Origin of the sequence: Bacillus sp. NMTD17 (assembly GCF_002998735.1) — a bacterium.
In the GTDB taxonomy this organism is placed as follows: domain Bacteria; phylum Bacillota; class Bacilli; order Bacillales; family Bacillaceae; genus Bacillus.
In genome coordinates, this window is sequence record NZ_PVRH01000001.1 from 810324 (window position 1) to 831720 (window position 21397).

Consider the following 21397-nt stretch of genomic DNA (forward strand, 5'->3'; position numbering starts at 1 on the left):
TATGACTGGAAAGGGCAAAAAACCAGAAATTCGCTTCACTGGATTTACTGATGATTGGGAACAGCGTAAGTTGGGGGACTATATAGTACCATTCTCCGAAGTGACGACTGAAAACAATCAGTACCCAGTTCTAACATCCTCTCGAAGAGGGATATTTTTGCAAACAGATTATTATGATGGTCACCAAATTGCTTCTGCTGATAACACAGGTTATAACATTGTGCCACGTGGTTTTTTTACTTACAGACATATGTCTGATGATGAGGTTTTCAAATTTAATATCAATAATTTAGTCGATTTCGGCATAGTAAGCACGCTTTATCCCGTATTTACAACTAATTCTGAATTGGATTCAAAATATTTACAGTATCAATTGAATGAGGGTATCGATTTTCGGAAGTTTGCAAAATTACAAAAACAGGGTGGCTCAAGAACATATATGTATTTGAGCAAACTCAAAGAACTTGAATTGACAATGCCAAAAACTGTTGGAGAGCAAAAGAGTATTTCTGGTTTTTTTACAATACTGGACAACCTTATCACTCTTCATCAACGTAAGTATGACAAGCTGGTAATCATTAAAAATTCATTGCTCGAAAAAATGCTCCCGAAGGATGGAGCAAATGTTCCGGAAATTCGCTTTGCCGGATTTACTGATGCTTGGGAACAGCGGGAAGCTGTCGATATTTTCATGTCTATCACCGACAAAAATCACCAAGAGTTGCCCGTTCTATCTGCAACACAAGAGCACGGAATGATATTAAGAGAAGATACGGGCATTAACATTTCCCATGACAAGAAAAATGAGGCGACCTACAAGAGAGTTTTACCGGGGCAGTTTGTAATACACCTGCGTTCGTTTCAAGGTGGCTTTGCCCACTCAAATGTAGAAGGGATTACCTCTCCGGCTTATACGGTGATGGATTTCATCGAAAAAGAAAGACATTATGATTTCTTTTGGAAGTATGTTTTTAGCTCTCGTAAATTTATTAAGAGCCTTGAAAAAGTCACTTATGGCATCCGAGACGGTAGAAGTATCAACTTCGACGACTTTTCTACAATGAGCTTTTTGTTTCCGAGTTGTGCAGAGCAAAAGGCGATTGGTCAATTTTTTCAGAATTTCAACCACCTTATCACACTTCATCAGCGCAAGTTAGAAAAGTTGAAAAATATAAAAAAATCAATGCTCGAAAAAATGTTTGTGTAGGAGGTGAATGTGCTATGGTCTTTGACAAAGAATCTGAATTTGAAGAATCCTTGATTGAGGTACTATCCCATAAAGGCTGGGAATCTAAGGTCCTGAAAAATCCCTCTGAAGAAGATTTGATAAAAAACTGGGCGGATATTCTCTTTGAAAACAATAGGGGTATCGACCGTTTGAATGATTACCCTCTAACTAGCGGTGAGATGCAACAGATTATGGAGCAGATCGCCACGCTGCAGACGCCTTTGAAATTAAACGGCTTTATCAACGGGAGAACAGTAGCAATTATTCGTGATAATCCCGATGACGCTCTGCACTTCGGGAAAGAGGTAAGCCTCAAGATTTATGACCGACGTGAAATTGCTGCCGGACAAAGCCGCTATCAAATTGTGCAGCAACCAAAATTTAAGAGTAAGTCCAAAATTTTAAATGACCGTCGCGGTGATTTGATGCTCCTAATCAACGGTATGCCGGTTATTCACATCGAGCTGAAGCGAAGCGGCGTTTCGGTCAGCCGGGCATATAACCAGATAGAAAAATACTCCGATGAAGGGATCTTTACTGGAATATTTTCGCTGATACAGATATTTGTTGCTATGGAACCAGCAGAAACAGTTTATTTCGCCAATCCGGGAATGGACGGAAAGTTCAATAAGGATTTCTACTTTCATTGGGCAGATTTTAATAACGAGCCTATCAATGACTGGAAAAATATTGCGTCCTCACTTCTTTCCATTCCGATGGCACACCAACTTATCGGCTTTTACACCGTAGCCGATAATTCCGATGGTGTACTAAAAGTCATGCGTAGCTATCAATACTATGCAGCAAACGCCATTTCTGACCGTGTTTCCAAAACCAATTGGGATGGTCGCAACAGGCTTGGCGGATATGTTTGGCATACCACAGGCTCCGGCAAGACCATGACAAGCTTCAAGTCGGCGCAGCTTATTGCAAACTCCAAAGATGCTGATAAGGTTATCTTCCTAATGGACAGAATTGAACTCGGAACGCAATCCCTAAAAGAGTATCGCGGTTTTGCAGATGAAAGTGAGTCCGTGCAGGCAACGGAAGATACCACTACTTTAATTTCAAAACTAAAAAGCGAAGACCCGGCAAATACGCTTATTGTCACCTCTATCCAGAAAATGAGCAATATCAAAGACGAAGAGGGCGGTATGAATGCTCATGATATTGAGATGATGAGTTCCAAGAGAATCGTCTTTATAGTCGATGAAGCTCATCGTTCAACATTCGGAGAAATGCTAACGGATATAAAGAGTACTTTTCCCTCTGCTGTTTTCTTTGGATTTACAGGAACACCGATTCAAGATGAGAACCAAAAGAAAATGAATACCACATCAACCATCTTCGGAGATGAGCTGCACAGATACAGCATTGCAGATGGTATTCGTGATAAGAATGTCCTTGGATTGGACCCTTACAAAGTGTTGACCTACAGAGATAGGGACGTTCGGCAGGCTGTAGCTTTGTTACAGTCAAAAGCTAATACCGTTGAAGAAGCCCTTGCTGATCCCATAAAGAAGGAAGTTTTTTATAAATACTTGGATTCTTCTCAAGTGAATATGGCAGGCTATATCGGTGAAGATGGAAAGTATGTCAAAGGTATTGAGGACTATTTGCCGAAATCTCAATATCAAACTGATGAACATGAGAACATGGTTGTTAAGGACATTGCTGACAATTGGGTAACATTAAGTCATAACAGCAAGTTCCATGCAATCTTTGCTACAAGCAGCATCCCGGAGGCAATTTGCTATTATCGGTTGCTAAAAATAGCAATGCCCGAATTAAAGGTTACATGCTTATTTGATCCAACCATAGACAATAACGGTGGAGTTGCCTTTAAGGTGGACGGTCTAGTTGAAATAATTGAGGACTACAATGCTAGATATGAGCAGAAATTTGGTCTGAAGAACTTCGATAAGCTGAAAAAAGACATCGCTTCACGTCTTGCTCACAAAGAGCCATATAAGTTGATAGAAAGAACTCCGGAAAAGCAGCTCGATCTTTTGATTGTAGTCGACCAAATGCTTACAGGATTCGATTCAAAGTGGATTAATACGCTTTATTTGGATAAAAGGCTTCGGTATGAAAATATAATTCAAGCATTCTCGCGGACAAACCGCCTGTTTGGCCCGGAAAAGCCTTTTGGAACCATACGATACTACAGGTATCCGCATACGATGGAGCAGAACATAGAAAAAGCTGTGAAGCTCTATTCTGGTGATAGGCCTATTGGGTTATTTGTAGAAAAGCTTGAGTGCAATCTAAACAAACTGAATGCTATATTTGATGACATCAGCGAGCTGTTCAACCGTTCCGAGATTCCTAACTTTGAAAAGCTACCGGATGACCGTTCGGAGCGTGGGAAATTTGCATCACTCTTTAAATCATTCAACAACTATCTGGAAGCTGCAAAAATTCAAGGGTTTACATGGAATCAGTCAACTTACGACTTCAGCCATGGTCGTGGCAAACCAAAGACTATAGTCGATATGAAAATTGATGAAAACACCTATTTGGTTTTGGCGATGCGTTATAAAGAGCTGTTTGGAGGCAGCGGCGGGGGTGGTGGTGACGATGTCCCATTCGAGATTGATGGTTACCTAACGGAGATTGATACCGTGAGAATTGACTCGGACTATATGAACTCGCGCTTTGAAAAGTTTCTGAAAATCCTTAGACAAGATAATGTAGATATTGCAGAAATGCGGAAGACGCTTGATGATTTGCATAAGTCATTCGCTATATTGACGCAGGAAGAACAAAAGTATGCAAACATCTTCCTTCATGACGTTGAAAGTGGAAATGCCAGGATGGAAAGCGGTAAAACTTTGAGGGATTATATCACTGAATATCAATTCAGGGCAAAGAATGACCAGATCCAAGGTATTTCACGAATCTTAGGAGTGGATGAAAAAAAACTGCGCAATCTTTTGGCGGCAAATGTAAATGAGGCAAACATCAATGAGTTTGGTCGCTTTGATGATTTGAAGGCTTCAGTAGACAAATTGAAGGCAAAGGAATACTTCGAAAAATTGGAAAACATAAAAATACCACCATTTAAGGTCAATATAAGAGTACACAATTTGCTTCAGGAGTTTATAATCAAGGGTGGATTCGATATTGAAGATTAATTAGGAAAATTACCATGGAGCAACTCTTGTGACTAAATGCAATTGCTGAAAAAGCCAAAGAACAATATAAAGACTGGCTAAGTGCAAATGGTAAAAGTTATTTAGGAGAAAAACCCACAGTGCGAACTGTGAGTTCTCAATTGTTTAACCTTTTCTGCACGGTTTTAGTTAATTTTCATGCCAACTTCATGCAACTTGATATTATAATCCATTTTAAACCATTTAAAGAAATGGCTTTATATCAAAGGACTGGGTTTATTGTTAATCAGTTCATTCCATTTCGAGCAACATTAACCAAGTTCGAGATGGAAGGTAGTATCGGTTAACCGTTGATATACCGGGGATTAAAGGTGCTTAGGCATTACATTTATATTAAGCACCCACAAAATATCCACAGCATTTAATTATGTAACATACCGCAGATACATTTCCATTGGTCCTCAATTATTGGGGGGCATGGAGATACGGTCTGCGGTTGTTTTTTATACTAGAATGTCCCTGTAGGTAGCTTGATCGCTGGGACAGCTTCAAACCTGTTAAAAAGTCATATGGCTTGCCAACAGGTATTTTAAAAGTCACAAAGCCTTCTTACAAAAGGATCAGTAGAAAAAGCCGTACATCAAACCTAGCGTTGGTTTACTACTACCTGGAGTTTGCACATGATTTGGGGGGAGTATGACAAAGGCTATTCTGCTCTATCACATCCTGGTAAGGTTGAGTTTGTACCATATGGCCACCAATTTCCTCTTAGCCATCCGAGTGAAACGGCAGCATTGGTCATAAAAAATAGTATACCAGCAGATGAGAGTGTGGGATAAATAAAGTATGTCGTAATTGAAGTGAAATCGCATTGCTTGCGATCCCGCCTATGCCCATCAACTGAAAGATTTTATAGCGCCCTAAAACGAAAAAGGTGATTTTTATTAAAAAAAGCACGATTTTTCGTTTTGGGTCTTTTGATTAAATACGGGTTAATAAGGTCCATAAAACTGATCTAAGGTTTTCGTCATATCATCAGATGCAGATTGAAAGATAGCATCTTGCTCTAAAATCGCTGTTCCTTGTGCTCGGACAATATGAAATTGTTGAAAGCCCATCAAGTTTTGGAATATTTCTTTTAGGTAGTAATGTGAAAATTCCAGAGGTGTGTATCGATCGTTATTTGTGAAAATTGAGCCGCTTGCTTGAAGCAAAAGTACACGATAATCGTCAGTCATCAGACCAACTGAACCAGCTTCTGTATATTTGAACGTTTCTCTAGCAATCAAGATATTATCTATATAATCTTTCATACGTGAAGTCACATTGAAATTATGAACAGGTGACACAATCACGATTCGATGATGTGCTTTGAATTGAGCCAATAAAGCAGAAGAAGCAGCAGCAATTTTTTCTTCCGTAGCTGTTAATGTTTGTTCAGATGCTTGCTTATCCCAAATACGTAGCAGCTGTTCTTTTTCGATACGAGGAATTTCAGTTCCATATAAATGTAAAATCGTTGGTTCCTCATGAGGAAACCTTTCTTTAAACTGTTCTAAAAATAGTGTTTGCAGTTTGTTTGAATAACTTTCTCGATGAGTGAAATCAGGGTGCGCGTTAATGATTAATGTTTGCATATACATGCTCCTTTTCTTTTGATAAACTGAGTATAAAATATAAAGGTGACAAAACATGTCACCTTTTTCAAAAGGAAAGTCAAAATGAAAAAATCAGAACGATTAAACCAAGAGCTTATTTTTTTAAGTGATAAATACTCATTTCAGCTAAAGGATTTAGAAACTGAATTTGGCATATCTAAACGCACGGCTTTGAGAGATATGGAAGAGCTAGAGTCGATGGGCTTAGCTTTTTATGTTGAAAATGGAAGACATGGGGGATATCGACTGGTGAATCAATCTCCATTGGTTCCTATTTATTTCAATATCGATGAAGTTCAAGCTATTTTTTTCGCGCTTAAAGCTTTAGACTTGGTGTCAGCAACACCATTTAAAAAATCCTACTCACAAATTCGGCAAAAGCTGTTTGCCACAATGTCTGATGAGAGAAAACAAATGATCACGGAGACTTTGGATGTGATTCATTACTATAATGTCGCACCAGTCAGTGAACAAAATCAATTGGAATTGATTTTACAGGCGATGATGGAAGATCAAATCGTGAAGATGACTTATACTCAAAATGAAAATAAAAGGATCAGGCTGCAATTTCTGGAGTTGTTTTATCGAAATGGGATTTGGTTCACCAAAGCATATGATGTTCGAAATAAAAAGTGGGGCATCTATAGATGTGACTTTATGAAGGACGTGATGATTGAAGAAGAAATCAGAGACACCTTTACGAAGGAAGAATTAAAAGAACTGCAGCTCGAGTACGAAAAAACTTATCATGATATCTCATTTAAATGTCGATTAACGGAACAAGGAAAAGAAAAGTTTTTGAAGAATCATTATCCGAATATGAGATTGGAGATCGTTGATGATACTCCTTATATTATGGGTGGGTACAACCAAGAAGAATTATCGTATATGACCCACTATTTGATCTCATTTGGGAAACATGTGAAAATTGAATACCCTGATGAATTAAAAGAAAGTTATCTGAATCAATTGCAAGAAATGGTCGACCAGTATTGAACCATAAAAGACTTCAGAAAAGGCGAACCACTACAGTTCGCCTTTTTCTTATCTGTTTTTATCACGGTGAGTTACTTCGCCGCAGTGAATGTATTGGTTTTCGGTTGATCATGTACCTTTCCATACGTCAGCTGACGCCAAATAAATTCCATCGGTCCGTACTTAAACCGTTTTAACCAAAACGTACTGAAAAGCACAAGGAAGACATACACGCCAATAGCTATGAAAAACGTACCAGCCGGCTGAAGATGATCGACAAGCCCCGCTCCATACTTTAGAAATAGCATGGTTCCAATGATCGAGTGAAGCAAATAACAGGTCAGGGACATCCGTCCGACTTTGGTAAAGACCATTAAAGCACCTCGCAGCTGAGGAACGTGTAGAAATAGCATCGCAAGTGTACTCATATAAAACATACTGCCAGTTAATCCCCCGTTTTGTTCCAGGGCAGTGGCAATGTTCACCCAGAGTGCATTTTCAAAAGGATTGACCGCCGTAATGATCGTACTGCCTTGGGTGATGAGAAAAGCGATTGTACAAATGATCCAAATGCGATTCCAAATTGCTTTTTTCGCCTCCATGTTTTTGAAAAACTCCATTTTCACAAAATACACACCAAGTAAAAACATGAAGAACATGGAATAGACGGTAGAAAAAGAACTGGAAGCCATCGTCACCATATCTGTCCACCGGTCACCAATAGATGCTAAATAAGTCAGACTGTTGTGGCTGGTCAAATCAAAATCTGCAAAGTCCGGCTTGCCCGATGAGCCTGCACTGATGGTATGAAGCAGCAACGTGAAAAAAGGCGTGAGCAATTGAATCACAAAGAGTGTGATCAGCCAGTATAGGATGGTTTTAGCTGTTCGTTTGTAAAAGAAAAGTAACAAAAAGCCAGCGGCAGCATAATAGGTCAAAATATCACCAATCCAAACAAAGGTGACATGCAGAAGGCCAATTCCTAAGAGAATGGTTAACCTGCGTGCAAACAGCTTGTTCGGACTGTCCACCTTTTGGGCAGCGCGATCCATAAAAATCATAAAACCAACCCCGAATAGGAAGGAGAACAACGTAATGAATTTCCCTGAGGCAAACCAATTCACCAAGTTGTGAAAGACATCATTTGATTCCATATCGAACCCCTTCGCCGAATCCACGATTAAAAAGTAATTGACCAGAATAATTCCCATTAAGGCGAATCCTCTTACGATGTCTAAGAAATGAACTCGATCCTTCAAATTCATCGCGTGTGCTACTTTGTTTGCATTCATATCCATGCTCCTTTTCTTGTTATGATAAATGTCATTCGGATCAACACATCGATCCTTACAATGAATCAATATACGACCCAATTCTTAACAATTTATGAAGATCCAATTTTTTGAAAATGAATGTGACAAATTGATGGCAGATGGTCATATTCATAAACTGTTAAGATTTATGCTGTATCTTTTCACATAGCTAGATGATATATAGTAAAGACATAAAAGAAAGTACATCACGTATCATGAGGTGAGAGAGACATGACGCATCGAATATTAGTCGTAGAAGATGATCAGGATATTGGAGACCTTTTGCAGGAATCCCTTACACGCGCAGGATATGAGGTGCTAAGAGCGATGAATGGCGAGCAAGCATTGAAGCTTGTGAACGATTCGCTCGATTTGGTGATTTTGGATGTGATGATGCCAGGCATTTCAGGCATCGAAACGTGCCAGCAGATGAGAGCCTCCTCTAACGTTCCGATTCTATTTCTGACAGCCAAATCAAGTACATTCGATAAAACCGAAGGCTTACTCGCCGGCGGGGATGATTATATGACAAAACCTTTTTCACAAGAGGAGCTTCATGCTAGAGTGATTGCACAATTACGCAGGTACACCGTCTATCAGGAAAAGAAGGAACAAGAAGAAACTTTTCTTGTTGGGGGCAAGCTGAGGGTGAGCGAAGAATTTAATGAAGTGTGGAAAGGAAATCAACAAATCAAGCTGTCTGATTTAGAATATCGTGTGCTCAAGCTGCTGATGAGCAGGCGAAACAAAATCTTTTCAGCCCAAAATATTTATGAGAGCGTGTGGGGACAGCCTTATTTCTATTGTTCTAACAATACGGTGATGGTGCATATTCGAAAGCTGCGTGCCAAAATTGAAGATGATCCAGCTCGCCCTGTATATATTAAAACGGAATGGGGAAGAGGATACCGATTTGGCACATCGTAAATATACGCTAGCTAAAAAGCTGGCATTGCTGATTTTGGCGGCTGCCATTGTGAGCGGTCTTGTTTTTATGACGCTGCAAAAGATCACCAATGAGCTCATTGACGGATACTTGAGTTCGGACGAGTATTACGAGGAGGAGTCAGCTAAATATATTCAAAAATTCAGTCGTTATGTTTCTGAGAATAAGCTGTCTTCAACAGATCGACAAGCGTTTGGTGAGTGGGTGAAAAAAGAGAATTACATTAATTTGACCATCTTCAAGGATGAAGTGCTACAATATGACTCCATCTATTCGGCTGCGGATGAATCGGCGTATGGAAAAGAAAAGGTGACCCAGTACGCCGAGCATCATTCGTTTCCGGTTCAGTTTAGCGACGGTGAAGGCCGCGTCATGGTGGATGGTTTCTATTCATCTCGTTACCACGATCTTGCCTTTACACTTGAGCTGCTCGGAGCGACACTTATTTTTCTCCTTATTGTTCTTCTCGGTATTCGCAAAAGTTTACGCTACCTGCAAACGATTCACCAAGACATTCATATTCTTGAAGGCGGCGAGCTGGACTATGAGATGACGGTGAAAGGTCATGACGAATTAGCGATGATTGCCAAAAGTATTGAGGATCTTCGTAAAGCTTTTCTGGACAAGCTTCAAGCCATCGACGAGCTACAAGAAGAGAGCCGCAGCTTGGTTACTGAAATGTCACACGATATGAGAACACCGCTGACGTCGCTGATGATGAATTTAGAGTTTGCGAAAAAAGAGGAGGCTGGAGCGGATACCCGTAAAGATCAATATATAGCAAGTGCTTATGAAAAAGCACTGCAATTGAAAAATCTGTCTGATAATCTGTTTGCCTATTGTCTACTTGATAAAGAACATGAACCTGAGCTTGAGACCGTTGCAGTCAAAGAGGTCATTTACGATCTCTTATCAGATCAGGTGGCGATCTTGCATCAAGAGAAATTCAAAGTACACCTGTTAGGAGAGCTGCCCGACAGCTATATCAACGTGAATGTCGAGGAGCTTGGCCGAGTGTTTGATAATTTGATGTCCAACTTACTTAAATACGCCGATCCCAAAAAAGACATCAATCTCACGTTTTTATCCGATCAAGAAATCTTTGAGATTCACGTCAGCAATGCGATAAAAGAGACAGATGACACGCAGGAAAGCACTGGACTTGGTGAACGAAGCATAAAACGAATGATGTCCCGTATGCACGGGCAGTTTGAAAGGATGGAAAAGAACGATATTTACTACATCGTGCTGCGATTCTGGCACATCAAAATATAGACCACAAATGAATAATATGGAATGGAGAGACTACCCAATGAAACGATTCAACAACTTCCAAAAGGTACCCGATCTCTTGCAAGGCCTTCTGAATATCTGTCTGTTCTTTCTAGCCATTGCTTTAAGCGTCCTCTTAATTAGTGAAACTTGGTATATTGTCCAATTCGTCTACAAGACTTTGTTTAACAAAGGAGAAAGCTATTATGGGATGCTTGGAGAACTGCTGATCTTCTTTATGTATTTTGAGTTTATAGCCTTAATTATTAAATACTTTAAATCAAACTTTCATTTTCCGCTTCGCTATTTTATTTATATTGGTATCACAGCTGTCATCCGATTGATTATCATCGATCATGAAGAGGCTGTATCGACGTTCTGGTGGGCGCTGGCCATTCTTGCGATGACTTGTGCACTCTTTATCGCCAATAAACGACATACCGCGCAGGAGCATGAAGAAGTGAAGTGAGGGAAGAAGACGAACGATGACCGTTCGTCTTTTTTAGGTTGATAGAGAAAGTCTGATTATGAACAATAAGTCGTCATTAATGGAGTAGAGTACGAAAAAGGAATTCAATGTAAATGATTATCCAGAGGAACGAAGAGAGGCCAATCATTCCAATAATGAGAACAACTAGTCAACACTCTCCCTTTTTCTTAAAAATTTACATTGACACCATCCTTTTCTATGATAAAATCATAGTGTGATAATGAGAATCGTTATCAAACGATATGACTACATATAGAATGGATAGGTGAGGTACATGTTCAAAAAATCTTTTTGGTCGCTAATAGTTGTGCTCTCCATCGTTTTACTTGCAGCTTGCGGGAACAATAACAGTGAAGGCAAGTCAGCTAATAAAGAAAAAACAAGAACCGTTGAAAGCGCTATCGGTTCAACTGAAATAAAAGGATCGCCTAAACGTGTGGTGACGCTGTACCAAGGAGCAACCGATGCAGCAGTCGCTATGGACATTAAACCAGTGGGTGTTGTTGAATCATGGCTTGAAGCACCTACGTATAAATATTTAAGAGATGACTTAAAAGATGTCAAAATTGTTGGGCAGGAAACTCAGCCAAACTTAGAGGAAATTGAAAAGCTTAACCCAGATTTGATCATTGCATCAAAAATCCGCCACGAGGAAATTTTTGATCAGCTGAAAGAAATCGCTCCAACTGTAGCAACAGAAACAGTATTCACTTTTAAAGATACAGTGAAATTAATGGGTGAAGCGTTAAATCAGCAAGACAAATCAAAAGAATTGCTAACGAAGTGGGATGATCGTGTCGCTGATTTCAAAGAAAAAGCGAAAAAAGACATCAAAAACTGGCCAATGAGTGTGTCTGTAGTGAACTTCCGGGCAGATCATGCTAGAATCTATCAAACTGGATTCGCAGGGTCCATTTTAACAGAGCTAGGCTTTGAAGGACCTAAGAATGTCAAAGATAAAAAGCAAGACATCATTACACTGACAGACAAAGAGAGCATTCCGCAAATGGATGCAGATGTGATCTATTACTTCATGGATGATCAGGATAAAGCGGTTGAAAAAGCATATAAAGAGTGGACGAGTCATCCTTTATGGAAGCAGCTTGACGCAGTGAAAGCGAAACAAGTGCATAAAGTGGATGAAATCACTTGGAACATGGGTGGCGGTATGATCGCTGCAAACATGATGCTTGATGATATTTATGATCGTCTCGGAATTGATAAATAAGGATAGCAGAGGAGAAAATGTGAAAAACCATTTTCTCCTTTTTCCATAACAGATTGAAAGCGGGAATCAGATGAGAAGTTTATTAAAAAAGGATTCGAGCAAGGCGCTGCTGTTTGCTGGATTCGTCGTATTGATGTTGGTCTTTTTTATGCTCAGCATTTCTCTTGGGCAAACCTCTATTTCCCTCAAAGCCACCATCCATGCGTTTCTTCATTTTGATGAATCGGATCCAAACAGTGTCATTGTCATGACATCCAGATTATCAAGAGCTTTAATTGCAACAGTTGTTGGATCAAGTCTAGCCATCTCAGGTGCACTGATGCAGGCATTAACGAGAAATCCGCTTGCGGCGCCAGATTTGTTAGGCATTAATGCAGGTGGACTATTTTTTATCGTCATTTCGATTGTTTTCTTTTCAACAGAGTCATTAACAGGCTATATGTGGACAGCCTTTTTAGGTGCTGCGATTGCAGGGATGCTCGTTTTTCTTTTGGGCTCTATTGGAAGAGATGGATTGACACCGGTCAAAATTGTCCTTGCAGGTGCGGCGATATCTGCACTGTTTTCGTCCTTTACACAAGGTCTTTTAATCGTGAATGAACAGTCGATTCAAAGCATCCTGTTCTGGATGGCGGGTTCAGTGTCTGGAAGAAGCATTGATATGCTGCTGCCTGTTTTGCCTTATATTTTAGGTGCAACAGTTGTGGCGCTGCTTCTTGGACGCTCCATCAATGTCCTTTTGTCAGGAGATGATATTGCGAAGGGACTTGGCCAGCGTACGCTGGTGCTGAAAATCACGATGGGAGTTCTCGTCGTCTTTTTAGCGGGTGGTTCCGTCGCTGTCGCAGGATCGATTGGGTTTGTTGGTTTTCTAGTGCCGCATATTGTGAAAAAGCTTGTTGGACCTGACCACCGCTGGGTACTGCCGTATTGTGCCGTTGTGGGGGCATCGCTTTTACTTGTCGCAGACCTTGCGGCTCGTTTTCTGATCATGCCGCAGGAAGTGCCGATTGGTGTCATGACGGCGGTAGCAGGAGCGCCTCTATTTGTTTATCTCGTGCGCAAGGGGTTGAAGACAGGTGGCTAAAACATATACAGTGCGTTCAAAGGGCGGACGCATATCATTTCAATTTTCAAAGCGGACGTTTTTGATTTTACTTTTATTGACGGCCGTTGCTTTTGGATTATTTATTCTCAGTCTCTGTATGGGCAGCCGGTTTATTCAGCCGATGGATGTGCTGCTTCATTTAATCGGTCAGGGAGAGGGAAACACCTTTGTGCTCAATACGCTGAGGATTCCAAGAACACTGCTGGCTGTCTTAGTGGGGGCCGCGCTTGCGGTATCAGGGCTTATTTTGCAAGGATTAATCCGCAATCCGCTTGCATCGCCTGACATCATTGGGATTACGAGTGGTGCTTCGTTCGGTGCGATTATGTTTATTGTTTTTTGGATGGGCACTGTGCCTATTGCGTATCAATCCTTATGGGCGATTGCAGGGGCTTTTGCTGTTTCGTGTCTGATTTATTTGCTTTCATGGAAAAAAGGGGTTAAGCCGATCACACTTGTCCTAATGGGCATCGGGATTTCTGCCATTATGAAGGCGTGTGTGACATTTACTCTTGTTCTTAGTGATACGATGACGACGACAAAGTCATATATTTGGCTGACGGGCAGTTTATATGGTTCTACGATGAAGGACGTCACGTCGATGCTTCCTTGGGTCATGATCATTTTACCGATTGTCATGGTGTTAGCAAGAACGATGAATGTGAAGGAGCTTGGAGATGATCTCGCAACAGGTCTCGGGGTAAAAGTGCAGGCAAAACGGTTATTCTTTTTGCTGATGAGTGTGATATTGGCGGGGATTGCTGTTGCCTTTGCAGGGGGCATTGAATTTGTTGGACTGATGGCGCCGCATGTCGCACGGATGATCATCGGCCGCTCCTTCATTGCGCTGGTGCCGGCATCTGCGCTTGTTGGGAGTATTCTCGTGATGCTGGCAGATTTAGTAGCTAGAACGGCTTTTCTACCGTTAGATGTACCAGCAGGTGTATTCACGGCTGCAATTGGTGCACCGTTCTTTATTTATTTGTTATACCAGCAGCGAAATCGATAAACGAAAGATGGAGGTTTTGATATGAGGCCAGAGTGGGTTGAGAGAGAATTACTTGATTTCGGGGTACACATCACAAATGGACCAATGACATCTGACCGCACACTTGCTGCGCTTTTTTCAGAAGCATCTGTCCTGCGTTTATTAGAGGCTGAAAAGGAAGCCATGCATGCACCGAATGTGGCGGTAGCAGCGTCGATGTTTTCAAAGCGTTATGTATACTTAGCCGTCAGTTCCTCTTTGTACATGATGACGCTGTATGACGGTGTCTATCAGTTTTCACCGGAGGCATGTGCCTTTAGAGAGGATCGGAAAATTGAAATTGATGAGTCTTTGTGTTCGTTTGTTCCACTAGAAGGAGATCGGCATGAATGGAGAGAGCAGGCTGTGCATGCGCTGTTTACGGAGTGTGTTACCCCTCTTTTAGACGTGCTGAAGCGCACTTCAAGACTTCCGTATACCATTTTGTGGGAGAATATAGCGGTTCGTATCAATTCTCTTTATCGCAGCATGATGCGGGAAGCCGAAGAGCCTGCGGTGAAGCAGCGCGTGCGGGAGGATTATCTGTATCTGAAGCAAGCGGCTGGTGATGTATTCGGAGCAAAACAAAATCCATTTCATCACAGCTTAAACTTAGATGACAGTTTACTAGAAACATCCGACCGAAAGACCTGCTGTATGTATTATAAGCTCGAGAAAAAATCGGAGAGTCTCGATTATTGTCTTGTCTGTCCGCTTGAAAAAAAGAAAGGCACTGCTTGCTCATAGCAGTGCCCTTCTTTTTTATTCCCAAATCGCGCCTGCCCATTCTGGGTGATCGATAAAGGGATTGCGGTTGTTCTGATACGTTTCATAAATGATCTCGTTGCGGTTCCGTTCGATTTGATCGACTGGATCTTGTTTGTGCCACTTGAGAAGTACGGACATTTTGCCATGGAGAGGGGCGCTTCCATTATTCACTTTGTCGTTTAATTCTAAATCTGGAAAGCGGTCATCGCCCTCGTACCGCACTGCCATATAAAAGAGCATTCTTGCCACATCCCCTTTCACCCGGCTATGAGGTTCGAATGAGTCGCTGTCGTAGAAATTACCCGGTGCCCCCTTGTATTCATTTCCGCCCAGATCAAAATCTAAATTTCCACGTGTGCTATTCGTTTGCACGTCTGTTGCCCGCAGATGATGGAGATCTGTACCGGGGCCCTGGCTTGTCCCAAAGTTGCCGTGTGACTTAGCCCAGACATGCTCCCGGTTCCACTGGCCAACATTTCCGCCATTCGCTTGCTTTGAGCGAGAGACACCGCTATAGAGCAAGAGCACATTGCTTGGATTCTTTGGATCTTCATCTGTTTTCTTTAAGGCATCCCAAACTTGGCTGTAGGATAGCTGCTTATGATCATCAATAATATCGTGTAAAGCTTTCTTTAGAGCGGGTCCTGATTTGCCATTAGCAGATTGATAATAGGAATCGATTTGACTTGTAGCGGCTGTTTTCGCTTGTTGTGCAGATGTTTCGTTTTGAAGCTGTAACGGGGAAAATGTGATGGTTTGGCTCGGTTTATTCAGAGTAAAGCTTTGAGCTTTCGCAGCTGGAGGCAGCGGGGCGGCTAACGTGCCGAATATCATGATTCCGGCAGCCACAGTTCCAAATAAGGTTCTCTTCATTCGATTTCCTCCTTAATAGGGAATGTATTCTCTTTATTTCTATCATATTGTCAGAAAGAAATAAATGGATTTATCGTAAATGTTATGTAATGAATTCGTAGGAAATGAGATTGCTATTTTAACAGCATTGCTGTATAAGTGGGCATATAGGACGACAGCGAGGGAGAGGATGGATAACGTGAAAGAACTGCAAATACCTTCAAGAACGATTATGACACCAGGACCTGTTGAAGTAGACCCGAGAGTGCTCCGTGTGATGAGTACCCCAATTCTCGGTCAATTTGATCCAGCATTTACACATATCATGAATGAAACGATGACCTTATTGCGGTCGCTTTTCCAAACAGAAAATGAATGGGCTTTTCCGATTGACGGCACGTCTCGTTCAGGGCTTGAAGCTGTGCTTGCCAGTGTCATTGAGCCGGGTGATTCAATGCTTGTGCCTGTCTTTGGCCGCTTCGGTCATCTGCTCATTGAAATAGGACAGCGCTATGGTGCTGAGGTACATACAATGGAATGTGGATGGGGAACGGTTTTTGATCCTAGCGATATCATTCAGGAAATGAAGCAGGTCAAGCCTAGAATCGTTGCGATGGTCCATGGTGAAACATCCACGGGGCGGTTGCAGCCGCTTGAGCAAATTGGTGAAGCGTGCCGAGAACTCGATGCACTGTTCATTGTAGACGCTGTAGCAACCATTGGCGGGGCCCAGGTGAAAGTGGACGAATGGAAGATTGATGCGGCGATTGGCGGTACGCAGAAGTGCTTGTCTGTTCCATCAGGCATGTCACCTATCACGTATAATGACCGGGTGGCAGCTGTCGTTGAATCGAGAAAGAAAGTGGAAAAGGGAATTGCGACACAGGATGAATTGCAGGAGCAAATGGATATTTCTCCAATTAAAAGCAATTACTTTGATCTCAGCCAGCTCCAGGATTATTGGAGCCCTAGACGATTAAATCATCATACAGAAGCGACAACGATGCTCTATGCACTTCGTGAAGGGGTTCGTGTTGTGCTGGAAGAAGGACTGTCTGAGCGTTTTCAAAGGCACGCATATCACGAGAAAGCCTTGATGAAAGGTCTTGAAGCGATGGGACTTGAATTGTTCGGTGATCCACATTGTAAAATGCCAGTTGTGACATGTATTGAGATTCCAAGTGGTATTGATGGAGAAGCGGTACGTGCCGATCTGCTTAAGCATTTTGGCATTGAAATCGCAAGCTCCTTTGGACCGCTAGCCGGACGTATATGGAGAATTGGCACAATGGGCTATAGCTGCAGAAAAGAAAACGTGCTGTTTGTGTTAGCAGGGCTGGAAGCGATTCTAATCAAACACGGTGCATCCATCCATTGCGGAGCAGGGCTTCAGGCGGCTCTTTCTATCTATGAACAAGGTGAATAAAGTCATACGGATACTCGCTATTTGCGGGTATTTTTTAATTGGAAAAGAAAACTAATTTTTGAAAAACTAGACTTATAGACAGTGATATCGCTATACTGAAGAAGTTCTGAGTTTTTGACATCATTTTCATTTATTTTGCAGAAAGAGGTTTTTTGATATGAAGAAAATGGGCAGATTATACATTTTGATGCTCAATATTTTTATTGCCATGCTTGGCTTTGGCCTCATTGTCCCTGTCATGCCAAGTTATATTGAAGCCTTTGGCGCAACAGGAAAAACACTCGGTTTTCTTGTCGCTGCAACAGGTCTTACACAATTTGCTTTATCGCCGGTTGCAGGCGCACTGACCGATCGATTTGGACGTAGAAAATTGATCATTGCCGGGATTGCCGGCTTTACCATTGCCCAGTTTATTTTTGCATTTGCTGATCAGCTGTGGATGCTGTTTGTATCACGTTTTTTAGGCGGTGCGGCCGGAGCTTTACTCATGCCAGCCATGTTTGCATACATTGCTGATATCACAAGTGAGAAGGACCGAGGGAAAGGAATGGGGCTATTTAGTGCAGCAATGACGTTAGGCTTTGTTATTGGACCAGGCGTAGGCGGCTATTTGGTCGAGTATGGGATCGCTTTTCCTTTTCTCATCGCAGGTTCCTTTGCAGCTCTTTCTACCCTGTTATCCATCCTGTTTTTACCTGAAACTTTAACAAAGGAAAAGCAGGAAGAAGCGCGGTTAAACAAAGACATTCATTTCAACCCTTTTGTGCAAATGATGCAAGCTTTAAAGACATCCTACGGTTTTTTGTTTATATTGGCGTTTGTCCTCAATTTTGGCATTATTCACTTTGAATCGATTTTCGGCTTATATGTAGACCAAAAACATGGATTTACACCGAAGGATATTGCGTTTGTGATTACGGTTGCGGGTCTTGCTGGCGTGCTTGTCCAAGGTGCGTTGGTGAATGCCTGTGTGAAACGATTTGGTGAAATGCGCGTCGTGCGTTATGCACTGCTAGGAGCGGCTTTGATGCTCATCGTCTGCCGTTTTGCGCCGTCCTTTTGGCTGATCTTTACAGGCTCTATTTTATTTTTGTCGGCTACTTCATTTGTTCGTCCAGCTCTCAATACATTGCTGTCCAAAATGGCAGGTAATCAGCAAGGAGTAGCGGGCGGTCTCAATACATCCTTTATGAGCCTTGCCAATATCGTCGGGCCGAGCCTTGCGGGCATACTATTTGATGTGAATATTGAGTTTCCTTTTATGCTCGGAACACTAGTGCTTTGCATAAGCTTCATTGCATCCATCGTGTGGGGGAAAAAAGTGCAGCATACTTCTGCAATTTCTTAAAATTTGTTTATAAAAAAACCGATCAGCACAGATTGATCGGTTTTATTATAATGGTCATCACCTTTTACTATGTAACGACAGGTGATTTTTCTTTATGAAGCGCACGAATCATGGCATCATCTACATGTAAATGCTCTTTCACTAATTGAGGAGGGGTTAAGGCCATCCACTGATTCAACGAAATATCTGCAAAGCGATTTTTGCCTCCTCGTGTATCACTTTTCTCCTCCAAACTATATGAAGCTTCGGCAGAAAACATTCAATCAGGATGGTGTGAGAGAAGCATCTGAATACGTAATGCTAAGCGCAGCCTTAATGTAGCTTCAGGGTCTTTTAAGCTGATCCGAAGCAGCTCCTCACACTTCTCCAATCGATAAATGACCGTGTTGCGATGAATAGACAAACGTTTCGCTGTTTCTGAGATGTGGCAATGCGTTTCTAAATAGACAGATAAGGTGTGGAGGAGGTTTTGACCAGCTTCATATAACGGGTGAAGGTGCATCTGGTGAAACGTGACTAAATCCTTTCTTGGAATAAGCTTCAATAAATCTGGCACATCCTTTGCCTGATAGAACTGAATATATTCCGCCTGCGACGAGAGATGTCCGGCTTGAAGAGCCTCTAATGCTTCACTGTAGCCCTCAGACAGATGGGTGATGCGACAACTAGTCAAGCTCACGCCAAAGGAAATGGTGTGATTCGCTTGTATGCTAACGAGCATCTGCAACTGTTTCAAAAAAGAGAGGAGTCTGCCACTCATCTCTGACCAACTTCCTGTCTCTTCCATTAATACAATGCCCATATCACCTTTGACAAACAGAAAGGAAGGAAAAGGAGAGCTTGGAAGTGCGCTGTCAAGTAGATCAACGACTTGATCTAACATCAGTTGCTGGTTCAAAAAATGAGTGGTTTCATGACAATGATCAAGCTGACAGATCATACATAGATAGCTGTTTTCTACGTTTAATCCAAACGTCTTCGCAATGTATGCAGCGTCTTGCTGAGAATACGATGCACCCTCTATCCATCTGCGAAACCCTTCATTTCTGGCACGCTTGGCCGTTTGCTGGGCAGTATATTGTCTCATTCGCGCAATTGAGATTTCGTTTACTGCTTGTGCAATGAAGACTTGCAGTGTTTCATCCAGCGGAGGAATGAAGGAAGGGATGACCACATACTCACATGTTTGTTCGGTTAGATCAATCGGAAAGACGGAAAAGGTTTGCTTCGCATATATCATCGAAAAATAATGGGGTGTCCTTCTTTGGAAAAAGGGGAGAATGCGAATCCAATCTGGGCTCGTGATCATGGTGTGCGAGTTGCAGAGAATACGTCCATGCTGGTTACACAAATAGACAGGCTTGAGAATCCTTTCGGCGATTTTTTGCAATGCTTCAAACTGGTTATCGTCTATGTTCATATCCACTAAGTCTCCTTTATTGAGAACTAAAGCTCTTGGTGAAGATGAATAAATAAATGGACAATCACTGGTAACTTCTCTGATATGCAATTTATGTTATCAGCTCAAATCATTTTAGATAGAAAGTTGTCAACTAATATCACAAACAAACAGAGCGTCAGGACAAAATCACGTACCGTCAGTCATCTTCATTCAGAATTACGGGCAAATATGATATGTTGTAGACAGAAGAATTTCTTTCAGAAATATGGGTATCACAAGAGAAAAAGGCTTTCATGTGAGGAAGCCGTCTATACATGAGAGTGGCAAGAGGTGAGAAACATGATTTATATCGGATTAACTGGCTGGGGAGACCATGACAGTCTTTATCCGCCGAAAATCGGCAGCGCTCAAAAGCTGTTTCACTATTCATCAACGTTTCCCATTGTGGAGCTGGATGCCAGCTTTTATGCGGTTCAGCCTGAGCGTAATCATGAAAAGTGGATCAAGGATACGCCAGATACCTTTCAATTTGTCGTGAAAGCATATCAAGGAATGACCGGGCATCAGAGGGGCGAAATTCCGTTTGCTTCGAAGGAAGAGATGTTTGACGCATTTATTCTTTCATTGACTCCGCTCATTCGTGAAGGGAAACTAGCCATGGTTCTGTTTCAATTTCCACCATGGTTTGATTGCAAAAAAGAGCACGTCCACTATTTAAGATGGTGTAAAGAGAAGATGGGTGACATTCCATGTGCCCTCGAATTCCGTAACCGCACATGGTTCTCAGATGAATTTTATGAGCAGACCTTGTCCTTTATGGAAAAAGAAGGATGGATTCATTCTGTTTGTGATGAGCCGCAAGTTGGAGAAGGTTCCATTCCGTCAGTCATACAAGCTACGCACCGTGATAAAACATTGGTCCGTTTTCACGGAAGAAATAAACAGGGCTGGCTTCACCCAGCAGACCATGAGAATTGGCGTGAAGTGCGATACTTATATTTATATAATGAAGCTGAATTAAAAGAGTGGAAAAAGAATCTCGACATTCTGCATCAGCAATCAAAAGATGTCTATGTCGTGTTTAATAATAACTCCGGCGGAGATGCAGCGGCGAATGGCCAGCAGATGATTGATTTGCTGGATATTACGTATTCAAGCCTTTCTCCGAAGCAGTTAGATTTATTTAGTTAATTGAGAGCTGCGGCTTTCAACCTGAATGACGGTTCAGTGACAACTTGAG

Annotated in this window: 18 protein-coding genes and 1 pseudogene; 14 read left to right on the forward strand and 5 right to left on the reverse strand. The window is 41.8% G+C overall.

Annotation, left to right across the window (positions count from 1 at the left end):
* Position 1 precedes the first annotated feature (1 nt).
* From C6347_RS19390 to C6347_RS19190, 3 genes are all read left to right on the forward strand, one after another.
* Positions 2–1207 carry a restriction endonuclease subunit S gene (locus C6347_RS19390; protein ID WP_223251079.1) on the forward strand — a complete coding sequence of 402 codons (1206 nt, stop codon included), beginning with the start codon at positions 2–4 and terminating at the stop codon, positions 1205–1207.
* A 14-nt stretch (positions 1208–1221) separates the two neighbouring features.
* A complete protein-coding gene (locus tag C6347_RS04135; RefSeq protein ID WP_106071442.1) occupies positions 1222–4365 on the forward strand; it encodes a type I restriction endonuclease subunit R in 3144 nt (1047 codons plus the stop codon).
* 659 nt (positions 4366–5024) lie between these two features.
* On the forward strand, positions 5025–5183 hold the full coding sequence (locus tag C6347_RS19190; RefSeq protein ID WP_164847179.1) for a hypothetical protein: 159 nt from the start codon (positions 5025–5027) through the stop codon (positions 5181–5183).
* A 153-nt stretch (positions 5184–5336) separates the two neighbouring features.
* On the opposite strand, the gene C6347_RS04145 is transcribed toward C6347_RS19190, so the two are convergent.
* Positions 5337–5981 (reverse strand): FMN-dependent NADH-azoreductase, encoded by a 645-nt coding sequence (locus tag C6347_RS04145; RefSeq protein ID WP_106061596.1) that lies wholly within the window; start codon positions 5979–5981, stop codon positions 5337–5339.
* Positions 5982–6065: 84 nt separating this feature from the next.
* Here C6347_RS04145 and C6347_RS04150 point away from each other — a divergent pair, with 84 nt between their 5' ends.
* Entirely contained in the window at positions 6066–6998 is a 933-nt protein-coding gene (locus tag C6347_RS04150; protein ID WP_066030433.1) for a helix-turn-helix transcriptional regulator, read from the forward strand.
* Between the two features lie 71 nt (positions 6999–7069).
* Here the strand turns inward: C6347_RS04150 and C6347_RS04155 are convergent, their stop codons facing one another.
* Positions 7070–8269, reverse strand: coding sequence for a DUF418 domain-containing protein (locus C6347_RS04155; RefSeq protein WP_106071443.1), 1200 nt, complete (start codon positions 8267–8269; stop codon positions 7070–7072).
* Between the two features lie 252 nt (positions 8270–8521).
* On the opposite strand from C6347_RS04155, the gene C6347_RS04160 reads away from it, so the two are divergent.
* The 7 genes from C6347_RS04160 to C6347_RS04190 all read left to right on the forward strand — a co-directional run bounded on the left by C6347_RS04160 (position 8522) and on the right by C6347_RS04190 (position 15108).
* Complete coding sequence (locus tag C6347_RS04160; protein ID WP_106061598.1) at positions 8522–9217, forward strand: response regulator transcription factor; 696 nt, start codon at positions 8522–8524, stop codon at positions 9215–9217.
* Complete coding sequence (locus C6347_RS04165) at positions 9204–10511, forward strand: HAMP domain-containing sensor histidine kinase (protein WP_106036538.1); 1308 nt, start codon at positions 9204–9206, stop codon at positions 10509–10511. The genes C6347_RS04160 and C6347_RS04165 overlap by 14 nt, the downstream gene beginning before the upstream one ends.
* Before the next feature lie 37 nt (positions 10512–10548).
* Complete coding sequence (psiE, locus tag C6347_RS04170; RefSeq protein WP_034659895.1) at positions 10549–10977, forward strand: phosphate-starvation-inducible protein PsiE; 429 nt, start codon at positions 10549–10551, stop codon at positions 10975–10977.
* Positions 10978–11272: 295 nt separating this feature from the next.
* Positions 11273–12226 (forward strand): ABC transporter substrate-binding protein, encoded by a 954-nt coding sequence (locus C6347_RS04175; protein WP_106071444.1) that lies wholly within the window; start codon positions 11273–11275, stop codon positions 12224–12226.
* A 70-nt stretch (positions 12227–12296) separates the two neighbouring features.
* A complete protein-coding gene (locus C6347_RS04180) occupies positions 12297–13313 on the forward strand; it encodes a FecCD family ABC transporter permease (RefSeq protein ID WP_106071445.1) in 1017 nt (338 codons plus the stop codon).
* Positions 13306–14343, forward strand: coding sequence for a FecCD family ABC transporter permease (locus C6347_RS04185; protein WP_106071446.1), 1038 nt, complete (start codon positions 13306–13308; stop codon positions 14341–14343). Before C6347_RS04180 ends, C6347_RS04185 begins: the two co-directional genes overlap by 8 nt.
* Positions 14344–14364: 21 nt before the next feature.
* Positions 14365–15108 carry an IucA/IucC family C-terminal-domain containing protein gene (locus tag C6347_RS04190; RefSeq protein ID WP_106071447.1) on the forward strand — a complete coding sequence of 248 codons (744 nt, stop codon included), beginning with the start codon at positions 14365–14367 and terminating at the stop codon, positions 15106–15108.
* Between the two features lie 15 nt (positions 15109–15123).
* Here the strand turns inward: C6347_RS04190 and C6347_RS04195 are convergent, their stop codons facing one another.
* A complete protein-coding gene (locus tag C6347_RS04195) occupies positions 15124–16002 on the reverse strand; it encodes an endonuclease I family protein (RefSeq protein ID WP_106071448.1) in 879 nt (292 codons plus the stop codon).
* Between the two features lie 169 nt (positions 16003–16171).
* On the opposite strand from C6347_RS04195, the gene C6347_RS04200 reads away from it, so the two are divergent.
* Positions 16172–17407 carry a pyridoxal-phosphate-dependent aminotransferase family protein gene (locus C6347_RS04200; protein ID WP_066031736.1) on the forward strand — a complete coding sequence of 412 codons (1236 nt, stop codon included), beginning with the start codon at positions 16172–16174 and terminating at the stop codon, positions 17405–17407.
* 157 nt (positions 17408–17564) lie between these two features.
* A complete protein-coding gene (locus tag C6347_RS04205) occupies positions 17565–18755 on the forward strand; it encodes an MFS transporter (RefSeq protein ID WP_060597247.1) in 1191 nt (396 codons plus the stop codon).
* 67 nt (positions 18756–18822) lie between these two features.
* Here C6347_RS04205 and C6347_RS04210 read toward each other — a convergent pair.
* Positions 18823–18954: pseudogene (locus C6347_RS04210) on the reverse strand (oxalate decarboxylase); the annotation flags it as partial.
* Between the two features lie 60 nt (positions 18955–19014).
* Positions 19015–20175, reverse strand: coding sequence for a PucR family transcriptional regulator (locus C6347_RS04215; protein WP_060597245.1), 1161 nt, complete (start codon positions 20173–20175; stop codon positions 19015–19017).
* Positions 20176–20496: 321 nt separating this feature from the next.
* Here C6347_RS04215 and C6347_RS04220 point away from each other — a divergent pair, with 321 nt between their 5' ends.
* Entirely contained in the window at positions 20497–21348 is an 852-nt protein-coding gene (locus C6347_RS04220; RefSeq protein ID WP_106071449.1) for a DUF72 domain-containing protein, read from the forward strand.
* The last annotated feature ends 49 nt before the right edge of the window (positions 21349–21397 follow it).